Annotated in this window: 19 protein-coding genes and 2 tRNA genes; 7 read left to right on the top strand and 14 right to left on the bottom strand. The window is 38.5% G+C overall.

What is annotated here, in order from left to right; all coding sequences use genetic code 11:
- The first annotated feature begins 41 nt into the window (after window positions 1-41).
- Both nth and ABVT42_RS01270 read left to right on the top strand, forming a co-directional pair.
- The gene (gene nth / locus ABVT42_RS01275) at window positions 42-677 is read left to right on the top strand and encodes an endonuclease III (protein WP_353873283.1); all 636 of its coding nucleotides are present in this window, start codon (window positions 42-44) and stop codon (window positions 675-677) included.
- Between the two features lie 263 nt (window positions 678-940).
- Complete coding sequence (locus tag ABVT42_RS01270; protein ID WP_353873282.1) at window positions 941-1,285, top strand: hypothetical protein; 345 nt, start codon at window positions 941-943, stop codon at window positions 1,283-1,285.
- A gap of 38 nt (window positions 1,286-1,323) precedes the next feature.
- On the opposite strand, the gene ABVT42_RS01265 is transcribed toward ABVT42_RS01270, so the two are convergent.
- From ABVT42_RS01265 to moaC, 4 genes are all read right to left on the bottom strand, one after another.
- On the bottom strand, window positions 1,324-2,019 hold the full coding sequence (locus ABVT42_RS01265) for a pseudouridine synthase (RefSeq protein WP_353873281.1): 696 nt from the start codon (window positions 2,017-2,019) through the stop codon (window positions 1,324-1,326).
- 78 nt (window positions 2,020-2,097) lie between these two features.
- Window positions 2,098-2,559, bottom strand: a complete 462-nt coding sequence (locus ABVT42_RS01260; RefSeq protein WP_353873280.1) for a molybdenum cofactor biosynthesis protein MoaE — start codon at window positions 2,557-2,559, stop codon at window positions 2,098-2,100.
- 2 nt (window positions 2,560-2,561) lie between these two features.
- Complete coding sequence (locus tag ABVT42_RS01255; RefSeq protein ID WP_353873279.1) at window positions 2,562-2,819, bottom strand: MoaD/ThiS family protein; 258 nt, start codon at window positions 2,817-2,819, stop codon at window positions 2,562-2,564.
- 71 nt (window positions 2,820-2,890) lie between these two features.
- Entirely contained in the window at window positions 2,891-3,367 is a 477-nt protein-coding gene (gene moaC, locus ABVT42_RS01250; RefSeq protein ID WP_353873278.1) for a cyclic pyranopterin monophosphate synthase MoaC, read from the bottom strand.
- A gap of 30 nt (window positions 3,368-3,397) precedes the next feature.
- On the opposite strand from moaC, the gene ABVT42_RS01245 reads away from it, so the two are divergent.
- The 3 genes from ABVT42_RS01245 to hflD are packed head-to-tail and all read left to right on the top strand — an operon-like array spanning window position 3,398 to window position 5,750.
- Window positions 3,398-3,904, top strand: coding sequence for an NUDIX hydrolase (locus ABVT42_RS01245; protein ID WP_353873277.1), 507 nt, complete (start codon window positions 3,398-3,400; stop codon window positions 3,902-3,904).
- Between the two features lie 46 nt (window positions 3,905-3,950).
- Window positions 3,951-5,090, top strand: coding sequence for a tRNA 2-thiouridine(34) synthase MnmA (gene mnmA / locus ABVT42_RS01240; RefSeq protein ID WP_353873276.1), 1,140 nt, complete (start codon window positions 3,951-3,953; stop codon window positions 5,088-5,090).
- A gap of 6 nt (window positions 5,091-5,096) precedes the next feature.
- The gene (gene hflD, locus ABVT42_RS01235) at window positions 5,097-5,750 is read left to right on the top strand and encodes a high frequency lysogenization protein HflD (RefSeq protein WP_353873275.1); all 654 of its coding nucleotides are present in this window, start codon (window positions 5,097-5,099) and stop codon (window positions 5,748-5,750) included.
- 137 nt (window positions 5,751-5,887) lie between these two features.
- Here hflD and ABVT42_RS01230 read toward each other — a convergent pair whose 3' ends face one another.
- From ABVT42_RS01230 to ABVT42_RS01205, 6 genes are all read right to left on the bottom strand, one after another.
- On the bottom strand, window positions 5,888-7,333 hold the full coding sequence (locus ABVT42_RS01230; RefSeq protein ID WP_353873274.1) for a bifunctional 2-methylcitrate dehydratase/aconitate hydratase: 1,446 nt from the start codon (window positions 7,331-7,333) through the stop codon (window positions 5,888-5,890).
- 102 nt (window positions 7,334-7,435) lie between these two features.
- On the bottom strand, window positions 7,436-8,596 hold the full coding sequence (prpC, locus tag ABVT42_RS01225; protein WP_353873273.1) for a bifunctional 2-methylcitrate synthase/citrate synthase: 1,161 nt from the start codon (window positions 8,594-8,596) through the stop codon (window positions 7,436-7,438).
- A gap of 3 nt (window positions 8,597-8,599) precedes the next feature.
- Window positions 8,600-9,490, bottom strand: coding sequence for a methylisocitrate lyase (gene prpB, locus ABVT42_RS01220; protein ID WP_353873272.1), 891 nt, complete (start codon window positions 9,488-9,490; stop codon window positions 8,600-8,602).
- A 75-nt stretch (window positions 9,491-9,565) separates the two neighbouring features.
- Entirely contained in the window at window positions 9,566-11,092 is a 1,527-nt protein-coding gene (locus ABVT42_RS01215; RefSeq protein ID WP_353873271.1) for a fumarate hydratase, read from the bottom strand.
- A 474-nt stretch (window positions 11,093-11,566) separates the two neighbouring features.
- Window positions 11,567-11,642: transfer RNA gene (locus tag ABVT42_RS01210), tRNA-Glu, on the bottom strand.
- Between the two features lie 120 nt (window positions 11,643-11,762).
- A tRNA-Ala gene (locus tag ABVT42_RS01205) sits at window positions 11,763-11,838 on the bottom strand.
- A 194-nt stretch (window positions 11,839-12,032) separates the two neighbouring features.
- Here ABVT42_RS01205 and ABVT42_RS01200 point away from each other — a divergent pair.
- Entirely contained in the window at window positions 12,033-14,090 is a 2,058-nt protein-coding gene (locus ABVT42_RS01200; RefSeq protein WP_353873270.1) for a prolyl oligopeptidase family serine peptidase, read from the top strand.
- Between the two features lie 870 nt (window positions 14,091-14,960).
- A complete protein-coding gene (locus ABVT42_RS01195; protein ID WP_353873269.1) occupies window positions 14,961-17,813 on the top strand; it encodes a TonB-dependent receptor plug domain-containing protein in 2,853 nt (950 codons plus the stop codon).
- Between the two features lie 131 nt (window positions 17,814-17,944).
- On the opposite strand, the gene ABVT42_RS01190 is transcribed toward ABVT42_RS01195, so the two are convergent.
- The 4 genes from ABVT42_RS01190 to smc all read right to left on the bottom strand — a co-directional run bounded on the left by ABVT42_RS01190 (window position 17,945) and on the right by smc (window position 24,920).
- Window positions 17,945-18,136: a hypothetical protein gene (locus ABVT42_RS01190; RefSeq protein WP_353873268.1), complete on the bottom strand. Its 192-nt coding sequence runs from the start codon at window positions 18,134-18,136 to the stop codon at window positions 17,945-17,947.
- 202 nt (window positions 18,137-18,338) lie between these two features.
- Window positions 18,339-20,354, bottom strand: a complete 2,016-nt coding sequence (gene ligA / locus ABVT42_RS01185) for an NAD-dependent DNA ligase LigA (RefSeq protein ID WP_353873267.1) — start codon at window positions 20,352-20,354, stop codon at window positions 18,339-18,341.
- Between the two features lie 141 nt (window positions 20,355-20,495).
- Window positions 20,496-21,395: a cell division protein ZipA gene (zipA, locus tag ABVT42_RS01180; RefSeq protein ID WP_353873266.1), complete on the bottom strand. Its 900-nt coding sequence runs from the start codon at window positions 21,393-21,395 to the stop codon at window positions 20,496-20,498.
- A 24-nt stretch (window positions 21,396-21,419) separates the two neighbouring features.
- Window positions 21,420-24,920: a chromosome segregation protein SMC gene (gene smc, locus ABVT42_RS01175; protein ID WP_353873265.1), complete on the bottom strand. Its 3,501-nt coding sequence runs from the start codon at window positions 24,918-24,920 to the stop codon at window positions 21,420-21,422.
- Window positions 24,921-25,017 lie beyond the last annotated feature (97 nt).

Genomic DNA, 25,017 nt, shown 5'->3' with positions numbered 1-25,017 from the left:
TCGTGTATGATAATTTCGAATTTTAATAGACTGCCGACAATATGAATAAAGAAAAAAGACAGCAGATTTTTGAACGTTTTCGAGCCAATAATCCAAATCCAACCACTGAGCTTGAATTTAATAATCCATTTGAATTATTGATAGCCGTTATTCTTTCTGCTCAAGCAACCGATGTCGGAGTAAATAAAGCAACTCGTATTTTGTATCCCGTCGCTAATACGCCAGAAGCGATATATGCCTTAGGCGTTGAAGGGTTAAAGAAGTATATTAAAACCATTGGACTGTTTAATTCGAAAGCGGCCAACATTATTAAAACTTGCCACATCTTAATTGAACAACATCAATCTCAAGTTCCGCAAACCCGTGAAGCCCTCGAAGCACTACCTGGCGTCGGGCGAAAAACAGCAAATGTTGTTTTAAACACCGCATTTGGACAACCTACGATGGCCGTTGATACGCATATATTTAGAGTCGCTAACCGCACGGCCATTGCCAAAGGCAAAGATGTCGTTGAAGTCGAAAAACGATTATTAAAATTTGTACCAAAAGAATTTCTGATGGATGCCCACCACTGGCTTATTTTACATGGCCGCTATACTTGTGTTGCCAGGAAACCTCGCTGTGGCTCTTGCATTATTGAAGATTTATGTGAATTCAAAGATAAAACCGACAATTAATACCAATTTTTTATTTGATTATTCAGTTTTTTAAGTCAATTTAGCTTTTTTGCAATAATTATCCATTATATTATCTATAATTCTATAGTTATCATTAACTTAGATATTAACAAATTATAGTAATAGCGCTATACTCTGTAAGTTATAGTCGAGTTTACTGATAAAAAAATGCAATTTTAACAAACTAATATTGATACTGGATGATTTTGCAATAATATAAGGTTTCAACAAGAATTTTTCGAGAGAAACGTTCCAGGGGGAATATGATGATCAATCTGATGGTTAATTCAAAACAAAAAGGACTTAAATCCTGCCTGATGATTGGATTAGCGATGCTGTTTCAAGCATTTTCATTACTCGCTGCACAAATTGATAATGAATCAACAATCATGCTGCCTTCTTGCGATATTGTTGTCACCGCCGATGAAATCTATACCCATGAAAATGGCATTACCTATTCGGGCAATGTCAAAGTATTAATTGGATTTGCCCATTTGAAAATTGATAAAGTAACCTTAATTAAAAAAGAAAATGGCCAATGCGCCTTAGTACCTGAATTTAGTTTTAATCTTGACCACTCAATGATTTCCGCCAATCTTTATAGTTAAATTTAACGCTTTACGGCACTTGCTAATACTTAAGTAACTCACTTTTGCATAAACGATGCTATTTCTGCTGAAGTTAAATGGCGCCACTGGCTAATTTCCAGTCCATCTAATGTGATAGCTCCGACTTTTTCACGATGTAAGGCAATAACCCGATTATTTACTGCAGCCAACATTCTTTTTACTTGGTGATAACGGCCTTCCTGAATGGTGAGCAAAATATTCGTTTCATCTAGTAAAATGACTTCCGCGGGTAATGTCGGTGTTTTTTCTCCTTGCAAAAGCACGCCTTGGCGCAACGACTCAAGCGACAACTCAGTTAACGGAACTTTAGTAGAAACCCGATAGGTTTTACTACACTGCTTTCTTGGAGAGGTGACTTGGTGAGACCACTGTCCATCATCAGTAATAAGCACCAGCCCAGTTGTATCCACATCAAGTCGACCGGCAAAGTGCAATTTACTGTTTGCAACCCCAGTCAATAAGCTCAATGCTGAAGGATAAATTTCATCTTGAGTTGAACAAATATAGCCTGTTGGTTTATATAGTAAAATATATTGATTTTTTAGCGGTGAAAGTAACTTTTCGTTTAAATAGACGGTATCACTAGGATGGATCTGAAAACCTGGATTTTGTTGACGAGTCTGATTAACACGTACCCTACCCGATTTAATTAAAGAGCGAGATTGCGCACGGGACTGGTTAGCAGTTTGTGAAATAAACTTATCTAAGCGCACGGTATCGCGGTCTGCAACAAAGCAGTCTAAGGTAGCCAGGTCTGTATAATGTGCTCAATCGCATCCAATATTGCATGGCTACCACTGACTTGCAGCCTCTTCATCGGATGATTTTGCTTCAACCCATCGCGTTTTCTCACCAAAGTGCTCTTTTTTCCAAAATGTTGCTTTCTGTTTAAGATAATCCATAATGAATTGGGCAGCTAAAAATGCCTGCTTTCGATGCAAGCTGCAAACCCCAACAAAGACAATTGTATCGCCAGGCATAAGATAGCCAATCCTGTGAGCCACTTTTACCTGGGTAAGTGGCCAACGCTGGGTTGCCTGCTGCAATATTTTTAGCAATTCAGATTCGGTCATTCCCGGATAGTGTTCTAGCGTCATACCAGTTAACCCGTTTGCTTCATCAGCGGTTCTCACACACCCGGTAAAGATTACCGCAGCCCCGTTCTCTCCTTGAGACTGCTGAATAAGCTGGTTAAGTTTTGCTAAATCAAGTGGTAATTCACTAATAATAATATCGGAAACATCCGGAATCATTCTTAGCCTCCTGTTACCGGAGGAAAAAAGGCAACCTCGTCGCCATTTCGCAGTTCAAATGAAATATCGGCAATTTCCTGGTTGACAGAAATTTTGAGTTTTTGGGTAGGAAAATCAAACAAATTACCCCACTCACCTCCTTTTAATGCCAGTTTCTCGCATAAATCGATAACTCGAGCGCCTTCTGGCAATTCAATCGTTCGTGCAGCACAATTGAGTTGTTCTTTAAAACTTGCAAAAAATAAAATATCGATAATCATAAATGCAACTCTTGAAAATTCGAGCAAACCTTAACATATAAAATTCATAACAGGCCAGGTATTTATTACTATTATTCACGACGCCATTCGCCTGAACGCCCACCCGATTTTTCTTCTAATTGAATCGCCGCGATAACCATCGACTTGTCGACTGCTTTACACATATCGTAAATAGTTAAACAGGCAACCGAAACTGCTGTTAGTGCTTCCATCTCAACACCAGTTTGTCCACTAAGCTTGCAGGTTGCTTGTATGTTAATTTGATTTTGCAACTCATCTAGCGTTATCTCTACTTTGACTGAGGTCAGCATTAAAGGATGACACATTGGAATTAAATCAGATGTTTTTTTAGCCGCCTGGATACCTGCGATACGGGCAGTCGTCAATACATCGCCCTTTTTATGTTTACCTTCAATAATCATTTTCAAGGTTTCTGGTTGCATTTTTATACAACCTGAAGCCGTAGCAACACGAAAAGTATGAGCTTTTTCGGTTACATCGACCATTTGGGCTTCGCCTTTTTCATTCAAATGGGTAAAATGTGTCATATGTTTATTAATTAGTTGAACGGATATTTCATGGATTCAATCCACGTTACAGTTGCCGCTATTATAAGGCGAAATAACCAGTATTTGTTAGTAAAAGAAACAGCAAGTTCCGGCGAAATAGTCTTTAACCAGCCAGCAGGCCATGTTGAGTTAAATGAATCAATTATAGATGCCGTCATCCGGGAGGTTAAGGAAGAAACAGGACTGGATTTTACACCAACCGCATTAGTTGGCACTTATTTGCTTAGTCCTGCAACCAATGGAAAAACCTATCTCAGGTTTTGCTTTACTGGCAAAACCCCCGACGACCAAGAACCAAGCCCTCAAGATGATGAAATACTGGAAAACTGCTGGTTTACTGCGAATGAAATTGGTCAGTTTTCGCGCGAAGAACTTCGAAGCGCCCTGGTATTAAAATGTATTCAGGATTACCAAAATGGCATTCGTATGCCGCTTGAATCGCTATTTTTTAGTGAAGATGAAGTAGCCCTTGGCAAACAGTGCTTTGAATATCTCAATAAAAATTCTCGACGCTAACTATTAGCGACACATTCATATTTAACATATTTCAGTTCAAGCTATTATGTCAAAAGTTAAAACTCAAGAAACATCAAATCCGGCTTTAAATCGTGTTGTTGTCGGTATGTCGGGCGGTGTCGACTCTTCTGTATCGGCTTATTTGCTTAAGCAAAACGGTTATGATGTGATTGGCGTCTTTATGAAAAATTGGGAAGAAGACGATACAGATGATTATTGTGCCGCCGAAAAAGATATGGCAGATGCCCGCGCAATTGCCGAAAAGCTTGGTATTCCATTTAAAACAATAAACTTTGCAACAGAATATTGGGATAGAGTATTTGAATATTTTCTCGAAGAATACCGAGCAGGTAGAACACCTAACCCTGATATTATGTGTAATAAAGAAATTAAGTTTAAAGCTTTTTTAGATTATGCAAAAATTTTAGGCGCTGACTATATTGCAACCGGTCATTACGCCCAAATTTCCCATCATGCACAAAGTTCTCAAATGTTACGTGGCCTCGATGCAAATAAAGATCAAACTTATTTTCTTTATACTTTACAACAAGAGCAACTCAATAAGTCATTATTTCCAATTGGCCATTTAAACAAAGACGAAGTCCGAAAAATTGCAACTGAGCAAGGCTTTGTTACTGCTGATAAAAAAGACAGCACGGGAATCTGTTTTATCGGTGAAAGAAAGTTCAAAGATTTTTTACAGCAATATATTCCAGCAAAACCAGGTGACATTGAAGATGAACATAGTAACGTGATTGGCCAACATTCGGGTTTAATGTACCATACCCTCGGCCAGCGTAAAGGGATAGGTATTGGAGGTTTACCCGCAAAAGATGAAGCGCCTTGGTACGCACTCGAAAAAGATCTCAAACGCAATGTCTTGATTGTCGGTCAAGGACACGATCATCCAATGTTACTTAGTACGGGACTCATTGCTTCACAACTTCACTGGGTTGAACCCAAAAAGATAACTGATAATTTTCAATGCACTGCGAAATGTCGTTATCGACAACAAGATTTTAAATGTCAGGTCAAACGTATTGACGAAGATAACTGGCAAGTCACCTTCACAGAAAACCAACGAGCAGTTACGCCAGGTCAATCAGTGGTTTTTTATGATGGTGAAATTTGTCTCGGAGGAGGCATTATCGATGAAATTATTCACCTGGTACCGCGCGAGAAATAAATTTATATGAGTGTTAATCAACAAGTAATTGATCAATGTATTGCATTGGCTGGCATCGCTCAGTCTGTAAGAATCGTTCAGCATTTAGCATGGAAAGGTCATACAAATGATACAGATTTTAAAGCCGTATTAGCCAGTTTATTAAAAGTTGATGCTGCCAGTGCCGCTGGTGTATTTTCAGGTAGCTTCGAAGTAAGCAGTGGACTTAGAATTTTAAGTCAACAAATTGATCCCGATAACAAAGACAAAGATCCAGAGTTTGTGGGTATGGTGATTAGTGTAATGGCACTTCAAACACAGTTTGCTAAAAACCGCTCATTAATGGATAAGCTGGCTGAAAAAATTCAACAGCTTTCCGAAGACTATGCAGATCAGTCAATCTATCAAGATGAGCAACAATTTGAGCGACTCATAAATGAATGCTCTGATATTTATAAACAAACATTATCAAAATTATCACAACGAATTCAGGTCAAAGGTGAACCCGCCTATTTAAAACAACCAGAAACTCAGGCGAAAGTTCGCGCAGCATTACTGGCAGCCATTAGAGCCTGTTTCTTATGGCGTCAGTCAGGTGGATCACGATGGCATTTTATTTTTAAGAAAAAATCTTTATTAGCAGGATTGCGGCAACTACTATCTAATCCGATTAAAGAATAGCTGAATATCGGGTTATATCAATTAACGAATTATATTGATTGATGAACCAACATTATAATAAAAAAACTATAAAAAAAGCTGCAAATAAAGCAGCTTTTTTTATTATTAATGAATCTTCAGTATTTTAGAATCAATCCTTAGATGACTAATAAATCCATAAATTCATTCACAGGCATTCCCTCAAAAGTTTCTTTATCGTTGCATATTTCAACAATAGCATTGGCATGTTTTTGTGGAAAACGCGTTTTCACATTTCTTTCAAATTTAGCTTGCAGTACAGGAATCCCTTCTTCACGTCGGAATTTATGACCAATTGGATATTCTACTTCAACTTTTTCAGTTTTCGTGCCATCTTTAAAAACAATTTGAATCGCATTGGCAATACTTCGCTTGTTAGGATCGTGATATTCTTCACTATAACGTTTATCTTCCGCAACAACCATTTTTTCGCGTAACGTATCAATTCGAGGATCTGCCGCCACATTTGCTTCATAATGATCGGCTTCCAAATGACCAAAGATTAAGCCAATTGCGACCATATATTGTAAACAATGATCACGATCTGCCGGGTTGTGTAATTCGCCCTGCTTACTGATAATTCGAATGGCAGATTCATGAGTCGTTAGTTCAACGCGATCAATATCATCTAATCGATTGATAATTTCTGGATGTAATTTAATTGCACACTCCACAGCAGTTTGCGCATGAAACTCAGCTGGAAAAGAAATTTTAAATAAAATATTATCCATCACGTATTCACCGTAGGGACGCTGGAATTTAAATTCTTTGCCGCCAAATAATACATCATAAAATCCCCAGGTTTTGGCACTTAATACCCCTGGATACCCCATTTCACCTGTCATGGTTATTAACGCTAATCGAACAGCTCGACTAGTTGCATCGCCCGCAGCCCAAGATTTTCTTGATCCGGCATTTGGCGTGTGACGATAGGTTCGTAAACTTTGACCATCTACCAATGCTTGAGACACAGCATCGAGAATTTCTTCTCTGTCCCCACCTAACATTTGAGTCACAACAGCAGTCGAAGCCAGCTTAACCAGTACAACATGATCTAAGCCAACACGGTTAAAGCTGTTTTCCAGTGCCATCACCCCTTGGATTTCATGAGCTTTAATCATTGCCGTTAATACATCAAACATTGTCAATGGCTCATATCCACTAGCAATTCTTTGACGAGAAATATAATCGGCAACCGCTAAAATTCCGCCCATGTTATCAGATGGATGCCCCCACTCTGCAGCTAGCCAAGTATCATTAAAGTCAAGCCAACGAATAATACAACCAATATCAAATGCCGCTTTAATCGGATCTAGTTCAAACTGAGTTCCTGGTACTCTGGCACCATTTGGAACAACAGTACCAGGAACAATCGGTCCTAAATGTTTGGTACATTCAGGATAGCGCAATGCCAATAATCCACAGCCTAGCGTATCCATTAAACAGTAACGAGCAGTGTCATAAACATGATCGTTTTCAACAACATAATCTGTTACATAAGTTGCGATATCTTTAATGGGTTGATCGTAGTCAGGTTTAACATTTGACTCAACATTTGCACTCATGTGTCACTCCAATTAATTAATAAATAAACAATGTAGATTTTTTTCATCGATAAAAGAAAAGGAGACTAATCTCTCCTTTTCGTTAAATAAAACTGATTAAAATTATTTTCTTTTTTCAATTGGTATCCACTCCCTAGCGTCGGGACCAATATAATTTGCACTGGGTCGAATAATTTTTCCATCGACACGCTGCTCCATAATATGTGCTGCCCAACCAGTAATTCGTGACATCACAAAAATGGGTGTAAACATCGCAGTTGGAATGTGCATGACATTGTAAGCAACAGCAGAAAACCAATCTAAGTTAGGGAACATTTTTTTCTCTTCCCACATAACCGACTCTAGTCTTTCAGCAATATTGAATAGTGATTTATCACCTTGAGCAGTTGACAATTTTTCAGCGACTTTTTTGATAATGACATTACGTGGATCAGATACCGTATAAACTGGGTGACCAAAGCCAATCACAATTTCCTTACGCGCAATTCGCTCTTTTATATCTTTTTCTGCTTCATCTGGTGAGGCATATCGTTTTTGAATTTCTAATGCAACCTCATTAGCACCACCATGTTTTGGACCTCGCAGAGCACCAATTGCACCACTGACAGCCGAATACATATCAGAACCCGTCCCCGCAATCACACGGGATGTAAAAGTCGAAGCGTTAAACTCATGTTCAGCGTATAAAATCAGAGAGGTATGCATTGCTTTTTCCCACAACTCATTTGGCTTTTCACCGTGAAGTAAATGCAAGAAATGTGCGCCAATTGAATCATCTTCCGTTTCAACCTGAATTGCTTTGCCATTATGACTATAGTGATACCAGTACAACAACATTGAACCAAACGATGCCAACAACCGATCGGCAATATCTCTGGCATCTGCGGGTGCCTGTTCATCTTTTTCTGGCAGTACCGTTCCCAAAACAGAACATCCCGTGCGCAATACATCCATTGGATGCGCAGCCGCAGGAATAGCTTGCAATACAGTCTTTACTGCCTGCGGTAAACCTCGCAAAGATTTAAGCTTTTGCTTATAATTTTTTAATTCTGCTCGATTAGGCAAACGTCCGTGAATGAGCAGATGAGCAATTTCTTCAAACTCAGCATTTTCAGCAAATTCCAATATGTCATAGCCAAGATAGGCTAAATCATTACCTGAACGGCCAACGGTACATAAAGCAGTATTGCCAGCGGCAACCCCAGATAATGCAACAGATTTTTTTGGTTTAGGTAATACTGAACCAGTTTCAGAATCAGTCATGACTCACTTCTCCTTATTATCGGCAAAAAGTTCATCAAGTTTTTGCTCGTATTGATGATAGTTTAAATAATGATAAAGTTCTTCACGGGTCTGCATTTTGTCGACGACATTGCGTTGATGTCCATCGGCAATCAGTGCCTGGTAAAATGCCTCGGCACCTTTATTCATTGCGCGATAAGCGCCACAGCAATAAAGAACAATATCAACCCCAACGTCGCCTAACTCGGGGGTAGAAAACAAAGGAGTTTTTCCAAACTCAGTAATGTTGGCTAATATGGGAACATCGATAGCCGCCCTGATTTGTTGATATTGCTCAAGCGTATTAACCGCTTCAGGAAAAATCATGTCTGCTCCGGCTTCAATACAGGCGTTCGCTCGCTCAATAGCCGATGACATGCCTTCTACAGCTAACGCATCAGTGCGTGCCATAATGACAAAACTATCATCAGTACGGGCATCCACCGCCATTTTAATCCGATCTATCATTTCGCTTTTTGAAACAATCTCTTTTCCGGGACGGTGGCCACAACGTTTCGCAGCTACCTGATCTTCAATATGACAACCCGCTGCACCAAATTTAGTGAGCGATCGAATAGTTCGTGCAATATTAAATGCACCACCAAAACCAGTATCGGCATCTACCATTAATGGTAAGTCACATACATCTGTAATTCGACGCACGTCAGTTAACACATCATCAATAGTACTGATTCCTAAGTCCGGAATACCAAGGGAGTTTGCAGCAACACCACCTCCAGACAGATAGATAGCCTGATGCCCTGCTTGTTTAGCCATATGTGCAGTAAAGGCGTTAATTGTCCCGACTAACTGTAATGGCTTGTTGGCAGCCACTGCCTGTCGAAAACGATTACCCGGAGTTTGTTGCTGACTCATTATGTTACTCTCTTGTTAATTATTAGTTTTACTTTTTTAATACAACACCTCAATTCATTTGAGCGCGATTTAAATTTACGCGTGCTCTTGAATTTTCAGTTTCCAAATTTGAGGACCACTTTTATGCACGGAATCTCCATTAGTATCAACAGCAACAGTTACCGGCATATCTTGCACTTCAAATTCATAAATAGCTTCCATTCCCAACTCTTCAAATGCAACCACACGGGATTGTTTAATCGCTTTTGAAACCAGGTATGCAGCACCACCAACCGCCATCAAGTAGACTGATTTATTCTTCTTGATAGACTCAAGTGCAAACTCGCCTCGTTCAGCCTTACCAATCATTCCCATCAATCCTAAACCACCTTCACTTTTGGCATTCAACATCATGTCAGAATATTTATCCATTCGTGTTGATGTAGTGGGCCCGGCCGGTCCAACAACTTCATCTCTAACCGGATCAACAGGGCCTACGTAATAAATAAACCGTCCTTCAAAGTCGACGCCTTCAGGTAGTGACTTACCACTGTCGAGCAAGTCTTTAATTTTTTTATGCGCGGCATCTCGACCAGTTAATATTTTTCCCGATAGCAATAAAGTATCGCCCGGTTGCCAGCTTTCAATTTCGGCTTGAGAAATATTATCCAAATTAACATGCTTGGCTTGATCACCACCTTGTCGTGCTATTTCAGGCCAGTCACTCAATGCCGGCGCTTCAACAAATGAAGGCCCTGAACCATCGAGCACAAAATGCGCATGACGGGTTGCAGCACAGTTTGGAATTAACGCAACAGGCAACGATGCAGCATGAGTTGGACAATCTTTAATTTTTACATCCAGTACAGTTGTTAAACCACCCAACCCTTGTGCGCCAATCCCCAACTGGTTAACTTTTTCAAATAATTCTAAACGCAACTCATCAACAGAATTTTTAGCGCCGTTACTTTTTAGTTCTTGGATATCAATTGGATCCATTAACGACTCTTTGGCCATTACCATCGCTTTCTCAGCTGTTCCACCAATACCCAGCCCTAACATACCAGGTGGACACCAACCAGCCCCCATAGTAGGCACTGTTTTAAGTACCCAGTCGACAATTGAGTCATTCGGATTAAGCATAACAAACTTTGATTTATTTTCAGAACCACCGCCCTTAGCAGCAACCGTCACATCAACTTTATTCCCTTCTACCATTTCGACATGCACAACGGCAGGTGTATTATCTTTGGTGTTAACTCTTGGACCAACAGGATTTTTAACAATTGAAGCACGCAAAGGATTCTCTGCATTCTGATACGCTCGACGAACACCTTCATCAACCATTTCTTGTACCGTCATGTCGGTGTTCCAGGAAACCCTCATACCAATTTTGACAAATACCGTAACGATTCCTGTATCCTGGCAAATGGGTCTTTTACCTTCTGCACACATTCGCGAGTTAATTAATATTTGCGCCATTGCATCTTTAGCCGCAGGATTTTTTTCTATTTGATAGGCTTGATGTAATGAATCGATAAAATCTTTTGGATGATAATAAGAAATATATTGCAGCGCGCTTTCTACACTTTCAATAAAGTCAGCTTTCTGAATAGCCGTCATCTAAGCTCCCCCGATCTTAGTTTTCAATTTAGAATCAAACGAGATATTAAATTGCAAAAATTTGACATTTAAAATCTTTGTTTGTAGTTAAATAAAAAGTGATTAAGTTGACATTAAAATTACTAACTAACAAAGCATCGTGCGATGAACTGAATATGAACTTTGCAATGAACCTTACGTAGTATTCACCTGCTTGCCAACCAATTGGCAGTGCAACAAATTGCGCGATGAATCAGCAAAAATTTTAATTATTAATGTCACATTTTTGGTTGGGCTATTATAGCTTAAATGGGAAAAACTATCAGCTTTCTTTAAACCCAACATAAAAATTTCAATCCGCGATTAAAGCAAGTTTATTGATAAGACTAAAAGTAATTGGGATAACTGATTTATTGGAGTAACTGCTGAGGATAAAAGGATAAAATATTATTGTACAAATAAAAAAACCGGCCTTAATAAGACCGGCTTTCAATATGGCGTCCCCTAGGGGGTTCGAACCCCTGTTACCGCCGTGAAAGGGCGGTGTCCTAGGCCTCTAGACGAAGGGGACTAGAAATTTTGGCGTATTATATTCGAATTTAATACAAATGTAATACTTATTTATGCTTTTTATTCTTTAATTATCAATAAATTTCTATAGATTAAATTAAAATATCAGTTAAGCATAAATTGGTGGAGCTAAGCGGGATCGAACCGCTGACCTCTACACTGCCAGTGTAGCGCTCTCCCAGCTGAGCTATAGCCCCAAAATCGGCGGGAATTCTAAGGGCTTAACTGATCGCTGTCAACCTGTTTATGACAAAAAGAATATATCTTTGTCATATTTAATCTTGTCGGGTCAAAATTTGATAAATAGCTAATTCTGCTGTTCTCTTGATCTAACGAATACTTAGCCGCAAAATGCAGCAACATTAATAAAAACACGAAGGAATAATAATCAATGAAATTATTACATCTCTTAACCCTCATACTGGTAGCGACCATATCCGTCACTGCCAATGCCGAGAAGAAACCATTTACTGCTCAAGATATGATCAATTTTGAGCGTGTTAGTAGTGCGGCAATCTCACCAGACAGTAAGAAAGTTGTTTATGTCGTACGTACAACCGATATGAAAGCTAACAAAGGGCGTACTGATATTTGGTTAATACATCTGGATAACTCAAAAGCGGTGCGTTTAACCAGCGATCCGGCAGCCGATCATTCACCTAAGTGGTCAGCCAACAGCGAAGATATTTATTTCTTATCCTCTCGCAGCAAATCTTCACAAATCTGGAAAATTAACATCGACAAGAAAAAGCCGGTACAAATTACTGACTTTCCGGTTGATGTTTCTTCATTTAAATTATCGCGCTCCACTGATAAAATTGTTTTCTCTGCCAGCGTATTTCCTGATTGCAAAGATTTCAGTTGTACTAAATCTCGACATGAACTGAATAAACAAAAACCGCATAGTGGCGTTGTCTATGATAAGATGTTTGTTCGACACTGGGATCACTGGATCGATGAAACACAATCACAATTATTTTCTGTTGCTTTAAATAAAAAAGGCAAGATAAAAGATTCCACTATTATTCCTGTATCCAAATCCGTTAATGCCAATGTCCCATCCGATCCATTTGGCGGCGATGAAGAATATAATTTTTCTGATGACGGTAACAGCGTTTATTTTTCTGCCAGAATTCAAGATGCTCAAGAACCTTCTTCAACAAATTTTGATATTTATAAAGTCGCTTTAGACAATCCGGCCAAAGCAACGAACTTAACAGTTGCCAATCAAGCATGGGATACTCAACCGGTTATTAGTCACAATGGCGAAAAGCTTGCTTATTTAGCAATGCGCAGACCAGGATTCGAAGCAGACCGATTTGAAGTTATTCTTAAGGATATTAAATCAGGTAAAACAACGAAAGTGACTGAAAACTGGGATCGATCATTTCAAAGTCTTGCATTTTCACCTGATGATAAGTCACTTTATTTAACCGGCAATCATCTTGGTAAAAATGCCCTTTGGAAGTATGACATTAAGTCTGGTAAAAAAATTATTTTTAATCAGGAAGGTGCAATTACTGCAGTAACCGTGGGTCAAGATAAAGTTGTTTTTAGTAAAGATTCTTTAAAAAGTCCTAGCCAGTTATTTGTGAGTGATTTAGATGGCACGAATCAAAAGCAAATTACTTTTAACAACCAGCAGCAATTGTCACAAATACAATTTGGCGATTATGAACAATTTAGTTTTAAAGGTTGGAATGATGAGACAGTTTATGGATATGTTGTTAAACCAGCAAACTTTGAAGAAGGTAAAAAATACCCACTGGCATTTTTAATTCACGGTGGTCCACAAGGGAGTTTCGGTGATCATTTTCATTATCGCTGGAATCCTCAAACTTATGCAGGCCAAGGCTTTGTTTCAGTAATGATCGATTTTCATGGTTCAACCGGGTATGGACAAAAATTTACTGATTCGATTAGTCAAAACTGGGGAAGTCGACCATTTGAAGATTTACAAAAAGGATTAAAACATGCAATTGAAAAATATAGTTTCATCGATGGTGACAATGCCTGTGCATTAGGTGCGTCATACGGCGGCTATATGATTAACTGGATTGCAGGTAATTGGTCTGATCGCTTTAAATGTTTAGTGAATCACGATGGTATTTTTGATAACAGAATGATGTACTACTCTACCGAAGAGCTTTGGTTTGTTGAATGGGAACACGCTGGCCCACACTTTAAATCTGCGGAAAACTATGAAAAATACAATCCTGTCAATTATGTCAATAACTGGAAAACACCGATGCTGGTGGTACAGGGAGAACTGGACTACCGAATTCCGGTAACCCAGGCTTTAGCAACTTTCACCGCCCTGCAAAAGAAAGGCATCGAAAGTAAACTGTTATATTTTCCAGATGAAAACCATTGGGTACTAAAACCAGCTAACAGCCTCCAATGGCATAATGAAGTCAATCAATGGCTACATCAATTTCTGACTCGTTAATACGCTTTTTATAAAGAGCGTTTAACCTCTCCTATCATTTTAGTATAGCCAGCTTTATTAGCTGGCTTTTTTATGCGCTTCACCTGAAATCAAAAACGTCGTTTACCAGTTTTATATTTAGAGTTTACACTACATTAAAAATAGTAAAGCCAATCTAAAACTTTATAAAATTAATTATTTTGCATTTTTTGTTAATTTATTTTAGTATAAGGTTTGTCGGGTGAGATTAAATAAAGAAAAAGAATTACGCATTAAAAAACAAAGAATAAATCAAATAAACTTATTTTAATTTTGTTTTTTATTGGTTTAAATTTGTCATTACAAGTAAATAATTTCACTGTCATTCAACTACAAAATTTTTCGCTTATTGTGCACCATAATTTTTATTGAATTATAAAAATATCAGCCTTTCTTCATATCTTTTTTTTATTTATCAATCACCAAAATACTTTGATATATTGTTAATTTTTTTTAATTGAGTTAGTTAAGTTTTTAAATTAACTTTGTCCCGCAATTCATTGCCAAATAAAAACAGCTAACTCATTAATTTTATGCATCTTTTATTTCTTTCTATTTTTTTTAACGAGCATACTCCCCTTTTAAATAATTTAAGTAATAATTACTGCGACACCATACACAACCATTTTTATCAATAATTAATTATTATTTGAACAGCCTAATATTAGGCCGTTTTCACATCGCTCGAAATTATAGCAATTGTCACCCATATTTTTTTTAGGGTATAAATTGAGAACCTGCGTTGTTTGAAGTACGCAGGCAACAATCTATTCTCAAGGGGGCATTAAAGTGCACAATTATTTAAATAATAAAAAAACACTCGGACTGACTCTGTCTTTAGGAGCAGTTTTAGTGTCTGGAGTATTGGGTACACAATACTCATATGCCGAAGAAGCTAGCGCCGAAAAAGAATCAAAAAAAGTTGTTATCGTTGGTTCAAGAATCAAACAAGAAAATTTTGAATCACCTAGTCCAATTATGGTTATCGAAGCAGATACATTATTGGAAACCGGATATACCAATCTGGAAGAGGCTTTAGCAGAGTTTCCGCAAATGGGGATTGGTAGTAATTTAGGAAACAATGGTAATAGTGGTACGGGATCAGGTACGACTTACGCTAACATGCGCTCACTCGGTTCAAATCGTACATTAGTACTGATCAATGGTAAGCGACGTGTTTCATCAAGTTTAACGTCTTCATCAGTAGATCTATCAACAATTCCAATTGCTTTGGTTGAAAAGGTCGAGTTTCTGACTGGTGGTGCATCTGCTATATATGGCTCGGACGCAATCAGTGGCGTAGTCAATATTACCTTAAAGTCTGACTTTGAAGGGTTTAACTTACGCCTAGGGGCGACTCAACCTGAGCAATCTGGTGGTGAAACACAAACTTTTACGCTCACAATGGGTGGAAATTTTGCCGATGGAAAAGGAAATGTGTCGACTGGTATTAGTTTTACTAATACCCAGCCTTTATTACAAAAAGACAGAGATTTTGTATCCGGTAAAAATTTCTTAAGTACTGTTTCAAACCCAGAAAGTAAGACTTCTACCGATGGAATTCCAGACATACTAGTTGTAAACGACATTGTTACCGCAACTTACCCAACAACTGGAGGTTTAAGAACTTGGAATTGGGATGATTGGAAATACGATAATTACTATATTGATGAAACTACCGGTGAATTAACATTCAATGATAGAACTTTTTATGGTCAATACACCATTGGAGGCCCCGGATTTCGATTCAGTGAATATGCTTGGCCATTAAGAAGCAAGCAAGAAGTATTCAGTGTTTTCGTCAATATGAACTACGAAATTACTGAAAATATAAGCTTCAATTCCAGTCTTCAAATGTCCACAACATATACAGAAGGTTTCGGACAAGTTGCTTATACCGAAGATCCTATGGTTGTGTACCGAGATAATCCAACTTTGCCACAATCTGTCCGTGACTTTATGGATAACCAAAGCTGGGATACTATAGTAGCAGACAGTAGTTTAGGTAGATATGATTATGTTTATCGAACGCACGAAGAATTCGGCCGAATTGGTAACAAAAATGAGCGTGATAACTACACGTTTGACATTGGGTTAGAAGGCTATTTTGGTGAATTTGACTGGGCGGTTTCTGCACAGCATGGCGAAGCCAGATCTTTAAATAAAGGGTTAAATCGATTATATAAAGATCGCTATAACTTTGCCTTTGATGCAGCATTGAATGACGCAGGCGAAACAGTTTGTAGAGCGACTATCCCTGGAGAACATTATGATGAGCGTGCGAAAGGATGTTTACCACTCGCTATTTTTGGTACAAACACCAATCAAGAAGCGTTAGATTGGGTTAAAACGCAAACATTAAATTCTCAGTTTAATAAGCAAACATTATTTACAGCCCATATTACTGGCCCAATTTTAGAATTGCCAGCAGGGCCACTCAGTATTGCAGTTGGTGCGGACTATCGCAGAGACACCATTGGATTCACGCCTGACACCGCACAAAATGCTCTCAATATTGTTTTGGAAAGTCAAACGTCAATTGTTCCAACTACAAGTTTAGATGTTAAGGAAGCATACACTGAATTTAATATTCCAATATTAGAGTCTCTGGACTTAAAAGCAGCTTATCGGGTATCTGACTACAGCACCGTTGGAAAAGCAGAAGCATGGTCTGCTGGGTTATCTTTCCAACCAACTAATGATTTAAAATTTAGACTCACTGGCTCAAAAAGTATCAGAGCTCCTAGCCCTTATGAACTTTATAATCCAGGCTTCATTAGTTCTGTTTTCATAACAGATCCCTGTGCCAAACCAGGTGAAGGACCTAATCCCGCAGCTAGAACAGCTAATTGTGCGGCAGAAGGTATTCCAGAAGGATGGGAAGATCCACGTTCAACATCCAGCAGAGATTATTTATCTTCAGGTAACCTCAATCTGAAAGTTGAAGATGCAGATACCTTTACTTTAGGAATGGTGTTCTCACCAGATGCAATACCAAACTTTAGTATTTCAGCAGACTGGTGGTCTATCCAAATGGAAGATCAAATTTCAACACTTTCTATGCAAGATGTTCTTACTAGGTGTTACGATACTCCAACTCTTGATAATTTCGAATGTTCCTTGATCACTCGAACAGGCGGTGGAGCTATAACAGCACTTAAAGGCGGACAAATTAATTTGGCTTCTAATGATCTTCAAGGAATTGATTATGAAGTTAAATATTCACTAGATGCATCTGAAATTTTTGGCGATATGCCAGGTAGATTCTCTGCCCGTCTATTGATGACAAGGCTTCAATTGAGCAAGGTTGTTTCCGATCCTAAGACTTTAGATGCAGACTACTACGCAGGTAGTTTTGCTCAACCTAAAGTTAGAGCCAATTTAAGCATTGGGTATGATAGCGATACTTGGGGTACAAAATTAGTTGCCAATATTCGCGGAAAAGCAGTTGCAGATCCCGACCTCGACCACTCAGTTGCCAATTACGATGAAATCTATCCAGACGGAATTGGAAAAGTTGGCATGCTATATCGATTAGATATGAATGGATACTACGTAATATCAGATTCTATGACTTTAGGATTCGGTATTCGTAATTTAACCGACAAAGAACCACCAAGAAAGCCTAGTTTATTTGGTGGAAACTACGGCATTTCCGATGTATTTGGTCGTACGTACAATTTAAATCTTTCTATGGACTTCTAGTAGTTTTAAAAAGGACTTTTACCCACAAACATTAGTTTCTACCCATGGTCTAATGTTTTATTTGGCCTCGCTTGTCGAGGCCTTTTTTCTAAAACTAAAATTAAAAAAATAAAATAAATTTTTAATTATTTTCAAGAAGCCATTGCTTGAGGTTCGCTATATAATTTATAGCCAGCTTTTACAATTTGACTATCCAATATCCCTAAATTTTCGCATGGTTTATCAGTATTACTTGGTAAGTGTAAATCACCACAACTTGCACACGCTTTAACTTTTACTCGCCCTTTTTGGAATGTCACCCACTGATGTTTAGTTGTCGCCATTTCAAAAATCCTCTATTTTTTTAGGGGTTTAACTTCTGCTGAAGTTGTATATTAGATAAAAATAATGTGTGCAAGGATAGAGGAATTTGGTAAAAATTTCACATTAAATAGAGATTAAATTTGTGAAGGACTTCTCAAAAACAAAATGTAATTTTGAGTCTAAAATCAATTAGATTTTTATTATTACTATACAGAGATAATTTTAATTAATTGAACTAATCATTGTCACAAATTCTTCCTCTGTATATATTTTTATTCCAAGTTCAGTTGCTTTATTTAATTTAGATCCAGCAGATTCACCCGCAAGTAAAGCGAAAGTTTTTGACGAAACACTGCCACTAACTTTAGCACCAAGCTGTTGTAATTTTTGTTGTGCTTCTGCCCTTTTCATTTGTGCGAGGGTTCCAGTGATAACCCAAGTTTGTCCTAAAAGTGGTTGTTGATCTTCATCAGGATTTTCTATTGTAGGCCAATGCACTCCAGCTTCAAGTAATTTTTCTATAATAATTCGATTTTCTTCATTTGCGAAAAACGCAACAATATGATGAGCAACGACTTCGCCAATATCCTTTATACTTTCTAATTGTTCTTGAGATGCTTCAACTAAGCGCTCAATTTCTAAAAAATGATTAGCTAGGTTTAATGCCGTCACCTCACCAACTTCCCGTATACCCAACGCATAAATAAATTTTGCCAGAGTCGTTTGCTTACTCTTCTCAATCGCAGATAGCAAATTATCGGCAGATTTTTCAGCCATTCTTTCCAGGTTAATGATTGACGTTTTCGATAAAGCGTAAATATCAGTCACATTGCCAAGTAACTTTTTATCACACAACAATTCAATCAATTTATCACCCAACCCTTCTATATCCATCGCTTTTCGTGATGCATAATGCTTTATTGCCTGTTTTTTCTGAGCATCACATACCAATCCGCCAGTACATCGATAAATTGCCTGATCTGGCTCTCGTTCAACTTCAGAAGCGCACACAGGACAATGTTCGGGGATATTCACATCTGCTGCATTATCAGGACGCCGCTCAAGCACGACGGATATAATTTGAGGTATCACATCACCGGCCCGTCGAATAATTACTGTATCACCAACTTTAACCCCCAAACGCTCGATTTCATCCATATTGTGCAAGGTCGCATTTGATACCGTTACACCGCCAACAAACACTGGCTCCAACCGAGCTACCGGCGTTATAGCCCCCGTTCTACCGACTTGAAAATCAACGGCTAATAGTCGGGTTAATTCTTCCTGAGCGGGAAATTTGTGAGCAATCGCCCAACGAGGTGCTTTTGCAACAAAGCCAAGTACTTGTTGTGTGGCAATAGTATTGACTTTATAAACGACCCCATCGATTTCATAAGGTAATTGATCTCGACGGTTTAATATGTCGTCATAATAAGTCAGGCAGCCTTGCGCTTCTTCAACCACTTTTACCTCTGGACAAACAGGTAACCCCCAACTTTTCAGCTGCATTAAACGTTGATAATGCGTATCTGCTAATGCTTGTCCTTCTGCCGTACCAATTGAGTAAAAATAAACAGCCAGATTGCGTTTAGCGGTTATTGACGGATCTAACTGGCGTAAACTTCCTGCGGCAGCATTACGTGGATTAGCAAAAGTTTTTACGCCTTGCTCAATCGCATCTTGATTAATTTTTTCAAAAGCCGATTTAGGCATAAATACTTCTCCACGAACATCGAGCAGCTCAGGATAATCACCCCTTAGCTTTAATGGAATACTGGCGATAGTACGGATATTATGAGTAACATCTTCACCCACTTTTCCATCGCCTCGTGTCGCGGCAAATTCTAAAAGACCATTTCTATAGACAATACTGATTGCAAGTCCATCAAGCTTAGGTTCGCAGGTAAATGCCAAAACGGCATCATCTTTTAATCGGTTATGTAAACGCTGTTGATATGCGGCAAAATCTTCGATATTAAATACGTTATCTAAAGATAACATGGGCGTTAAATGCTCTATTGGTTGAAAACTATTATCAAGTTTACCTGAAACTTTTTGAGTCGGAGAGTCAGCAGTAATCAACTCTGGATGAGCATTTTCCAGACTTTTTAATTCACGCATTAATCGATCATATTCGGCATCGGGCACCGACGGATTGTCTAGTACATAATATTGATAGTTGTAATCTTCGATAGTTGCTTTTAAGTGATCGATTTGTTTTTGAATATCAAGTGTCATTGAAAAACTCAACAAGTTAAAATATATAAAGTGGATTCACAATCAGCGACAAATAACTCTATTAGTCACTCAATTAAAAAGTTATTGAGTTGCAATACTTTAGCGTGATTTATTTAATAAATGTTATTCAATAAAACAAAACTAATGAGCAACTCTTGATTTCGCCAGGTACGCTTTTAATACCTCTAACTGATGTTGGTATGTTTGTTCGGTAAAAACACTTTTGGTTTCATCCAGAATTTGTCCACCTAACTCTTGCTTGAGTAAGCGTACTGTATTGACCATGTTTTCATAGGCTTTGACGGGATCAACGGGGCCCGGTACGGTCATAAAAAATGCAAAAGCAGGTGTTGTAAAGGTTTCTATATTTTGAATATCAAAAGTTCCGGGGTTTATGGCATTTGCGACGCTATACATAATAGGGCCAGGTTTACCGGCAGCGCCAGAATGACGATGAAAAATTCCCATATCACCATGACGTAATCCTTGTGAAAGTAGTAGCGGCATAAAATCTTTGCCCGCATATACCACATCGCCTTGTGCTCTCAAGATAAGAGACATCACTAATTCAGGTGAAGTTTGCAACTGACTATTATCCGAAACATCCATACTCATTTGTTCAGTTAAGTGATTTTTTTCATTTTCTTTTTGTATTGAATCACTAGACGAAACAACGTTTGTTAAGGATTCTGAGGAATAAGATTTTGATGCATTCGATTTTGATTTATTTGATTCCAATACCTCTGAATGAGACCGTAAAGTATTCTTATCACTCACCTCATCAACAGTTACACCAGTCTGTTCTTCACAATCAGAAACTCTCATCGTTTCATCAGGTTGATTTTTATCGGCAACGCGAACATTCCCAACACCGGTAAAATCGAAACCAGCAGAGTCAACTTGCTGAGCAGATTCACGCATCTGCTGAATTAGTTTTTCTTTTTCTACGCTTTGATACTTACGGCGACGATAATCAAAAACAATGTACCCAATAACCATGATACCAATGACGATTAATGCAATTCGAATTTGCCAATCCATATTTAACTTACCAATATTTTTTAATTACGCAATTAATTTGGCTGCTTCATCAACATCAACGGCAACCAGACGAGAAGCGCCTGGCTCCTGCATTGTTACCCCAGCAAGTGCACTGGCCATCTCCATTGCAACCTTGTTGTGGGTAATATAAATAAATTGTACTGTCTCAGACATTTCTTTAACCAGTTTACAAAAACGCCCAACATTGGCATCATCCAATGGCGCATCCACTTCATCAAGCATACAAAAAGGAGCCGGGTTGAGTCGAAATATTGAAAATACCAACGACAATGCGGTTAGAGCTTTTTCTCCACCAGATAACAAATGAATCGTGCTGTTGCGTTTACCCGGTGGTCTCGCCATAACGGCAACGCCAGTGTCCAGTAAATCTTCGCCAGTCATCTCAAGATAAGCATGACCACCGCCAAACACTTTAGGAAATAGCTCTTTCATTCCAGCATTTACTTTATCAAAAGTTTCTTTAAAACGAGTACGAGTTTCTTTATCAATTTTTCGAATTACACCTTCTAAAGTTTCTAAGGACTCTTCGAGGTCAGCATATTGGGCATCTAAATAAACTTTTCGTTCACTTTGTTGTTCATGCTCTTCAATTGCTGCCAGGTTAATTGCACCTAACCGCTGAATTTTACCCGCAATTTGCTCTAGACGATTACCCCACTCTTGTTCGGTTGCTCCCGCTTCCATATTCGCCAGAATTTCTTCGATACCGGCATCTGCATCAGATAAACTTTCAGCCTGATTTTTTTGCATCGTTGAATTTTCTGACCACTGCATACGCAGTTGTTCCAATCGACTTCGTACACCTTGCGCTGCTTGCTCTGCATCATGACGCTGTTTTTCAAACTGACGTATTTTTTTGTCGACTTCTTCCAACGCATCTCTTGCTTGTGCCAGTTCTTGTTCTGAAACTAAGCGTTTTTCTAATGCAGCTTCTAATTGTAGTTGCTCATCATCGTCTGGAGAACTCATACTTGCCAAAGAGTCTTCTAGCGATAACTTGCGCGTTTGTAACTCGGTTATTTGACGATTCATACGCTCATTTGTAGACTGCACAGAATTAATTTCCGAGCGGATATGAGCGACTTCTAATTCAATTTTATGCGCTTGATCTTTAGCCGCTTGTACCTGACTTCTTGCCTGCTCTACCGCAAATCGTTTTTCATCTTTTAATCGATTTAAATTTTCACGCTGTGATAAATCATCAGCCATCGCATCAACCAATTTTTCAAGATTTGCCCGACTTTGCGATAAAGTTAATTCGTCAGTTTGGATTTGTTGCGCTAAATCAGCTAACTCTTTATTGAGTGTTTGTTTACGCTGTGACATTTGCTCAAGCTTAGCTTGTTGTGATCCGACTTTGGCTCTCAATTCACCATAGCGTTTATTCGCCACACTCAAAGTGCGTTGTTTTTCTTCCCAAGTCGTTTCTAAGTCTTTTAGCTGATCTTTTTCTTGCTCGGATAGTTCATTAAGAGATTCAAGCTTGGCTTCAAAAATATCCAACTCCTCAGCCAGTTTTTCAATCAGCTTTTCACGCTCCAAAACACTAGTTTCATCGGCTTCTTTTAGCGCAACCTTAACCCAATTTTGACCAAGCCATAAACCATCTTTGGTTATAACAGATTGACCTTCAGTCAAGTTTTCTTTAATGGCTAAGGCTTGTTCCAATGTTTCTGCGGTGAGTACATTTTTAAGGATATCGGCGACATTATCAGCGTTTTCAACTTTGTGTAACAAAGCCGATTCATTCACCGAACCTGATTTTACTGCAGATTTTCGAATTAATGTTAGCTTTCCACCCGACAATGTCGCAATATCTTCAATATAACTATCAAAAGACTCAACGCTTACCGCATCGAGTAACTCACCCAATACAATTTCTGTTGCGGTTTCCCAACCATTTTCAACTTTAATATTTTGCGCCAACTTTTTATGTTGACTCATATTATTTTTAGCTAGCCACTGATCAACCGATTTACTGTCAATTTCCAACGCAGCCTTTTGTAATGCTGTTTGAGAAATGTACTGACTTTGTACTTTTTGTAATTGACTGCGACAACTATCAATTTCAGATTGTCTGGTACGTCGATGTTCACGCAAACCAGATATCTGCTCCATCATTTGTTCAACGCTTTCAGATAATAACTGAGTTTCCTCTTCAGCTTTACTTAATTCCAAAGATGCCTCTAGCATTGATTCTTCAATGGGTTCAGCTTCCAGCTTTGCCAGTTCTTCTTCATTATCTGTTGTACGCTTAACCAGCCTTTCGATCACTTTTTCAAAATGTTGAATACGTGTCCGTTCAACTTCCATTTTTTGACTGTTATCCGCGCTACTGCGATTAAAAGTTTCCCACTGTTCTTCCCAATCTAATAATGAAGCTTCTATGGTTTGCAGTGACTCTTGCGCTTGTTCAAGCTTCTGTTGCTGAATTTCTAGCTCAGGCTCTGATTCAAGTAGCTTTTCTTGTAATGATTCAATCTGGGTTTCATCTTGATTCATTTGCTCGAGTAAATGTTTTAATGAAGAAGAAGCTTGTTGCAAATCTTCATTTAATTGTCCGCGTCTTTCCTTTTTATGGGCAATACCTTGCTCAAGTCGAGCTATGTCAGCACCAATTCCATAGTAACGTCCTTGCGCTGCATTAAAGCCTTCAGACAGCTCAATGTGTTGTTCGCGAGTTTGTTCAATTTGATTATCGGCATGGCGCTGATCGGCAATACGAGCTTCCAGCTCAACTTCAAGCTTTTTAATATCACTGCTAAGTGATTCAACTTGAGCATTAAACTTTTGCCATTTCAACGCAGATAACTCACTCTTGAGCTGACGCTCTTCTTGCTTTAGTTCTTTATATTTAGTCGCGGCCGTTGCTTGTCGCTGAAGATGTGCTAATTGTTTACCCAGTTCTTCACGAATATCGGTCAAACGCTCCATATTTTCGCGAGTATGACGAATACGATTTTCAGTTTCGCGCCGACGCTCTTTGTATTTCGAAATGCCCGCAGCTTCTTCTAGGAAAATTCTTAATTCTTGTGGCTTTGACTCTATTAAACGAGAGATCATTCCCTGCTCAATGATGGCGTAACTTCTTGGCCCTAGTCCTGTACCTAAAAATATATCAGTTATATCTTTACGTCGGCACTTAGTACCGTTTAAATAATAATTCGCTTGGCCATCTCGTGTTACCAGTCGTCTGATTGATATTTCAGCATAATTGGCATATTCGCCTTTTAATGTACTGTCAGAATTATCAAATACCAGCTCGATACTTGCTTGACCAACAGGCTTTCGATTTGTCGAACCATTAAAAATAACATCCGTCATCGAGTCGCCACGCAAATTTTTTGCCGAAGACTCACCCATAACCCAGCGTACAGCATCTATCAGATTTGACTTGCCACACCCATTTGGTCCAACAATTGCCGTTAAATTTTCTGGAAATGGAACGCTGGTAGGATCAACGAATGATTTAAATCCAGCTAATTTAATTTGTTTTAATCGCATCTTGTATTAAATCTAAATATATCAGTATTTGGTGATAAAACAGTCACGCGTAAATTTTATTAGGTTTGCTATAAAGACTTACAAAATGGGGCTAGTT

Origin of the sequence: Aliikangiella maris, assembly GCF_040719265.1 — a bacterium.
Classification (GTDB): domain Bacteria; phylum Pseudomonadota; class Gammaproteobacteria; order Enterobacterales; family Kangiellaceae; genus Aliikangiella; species Aliikangiella maris.
This window is presented reverse-complemented; position numbering and strand designations above follow the sequence as displayed.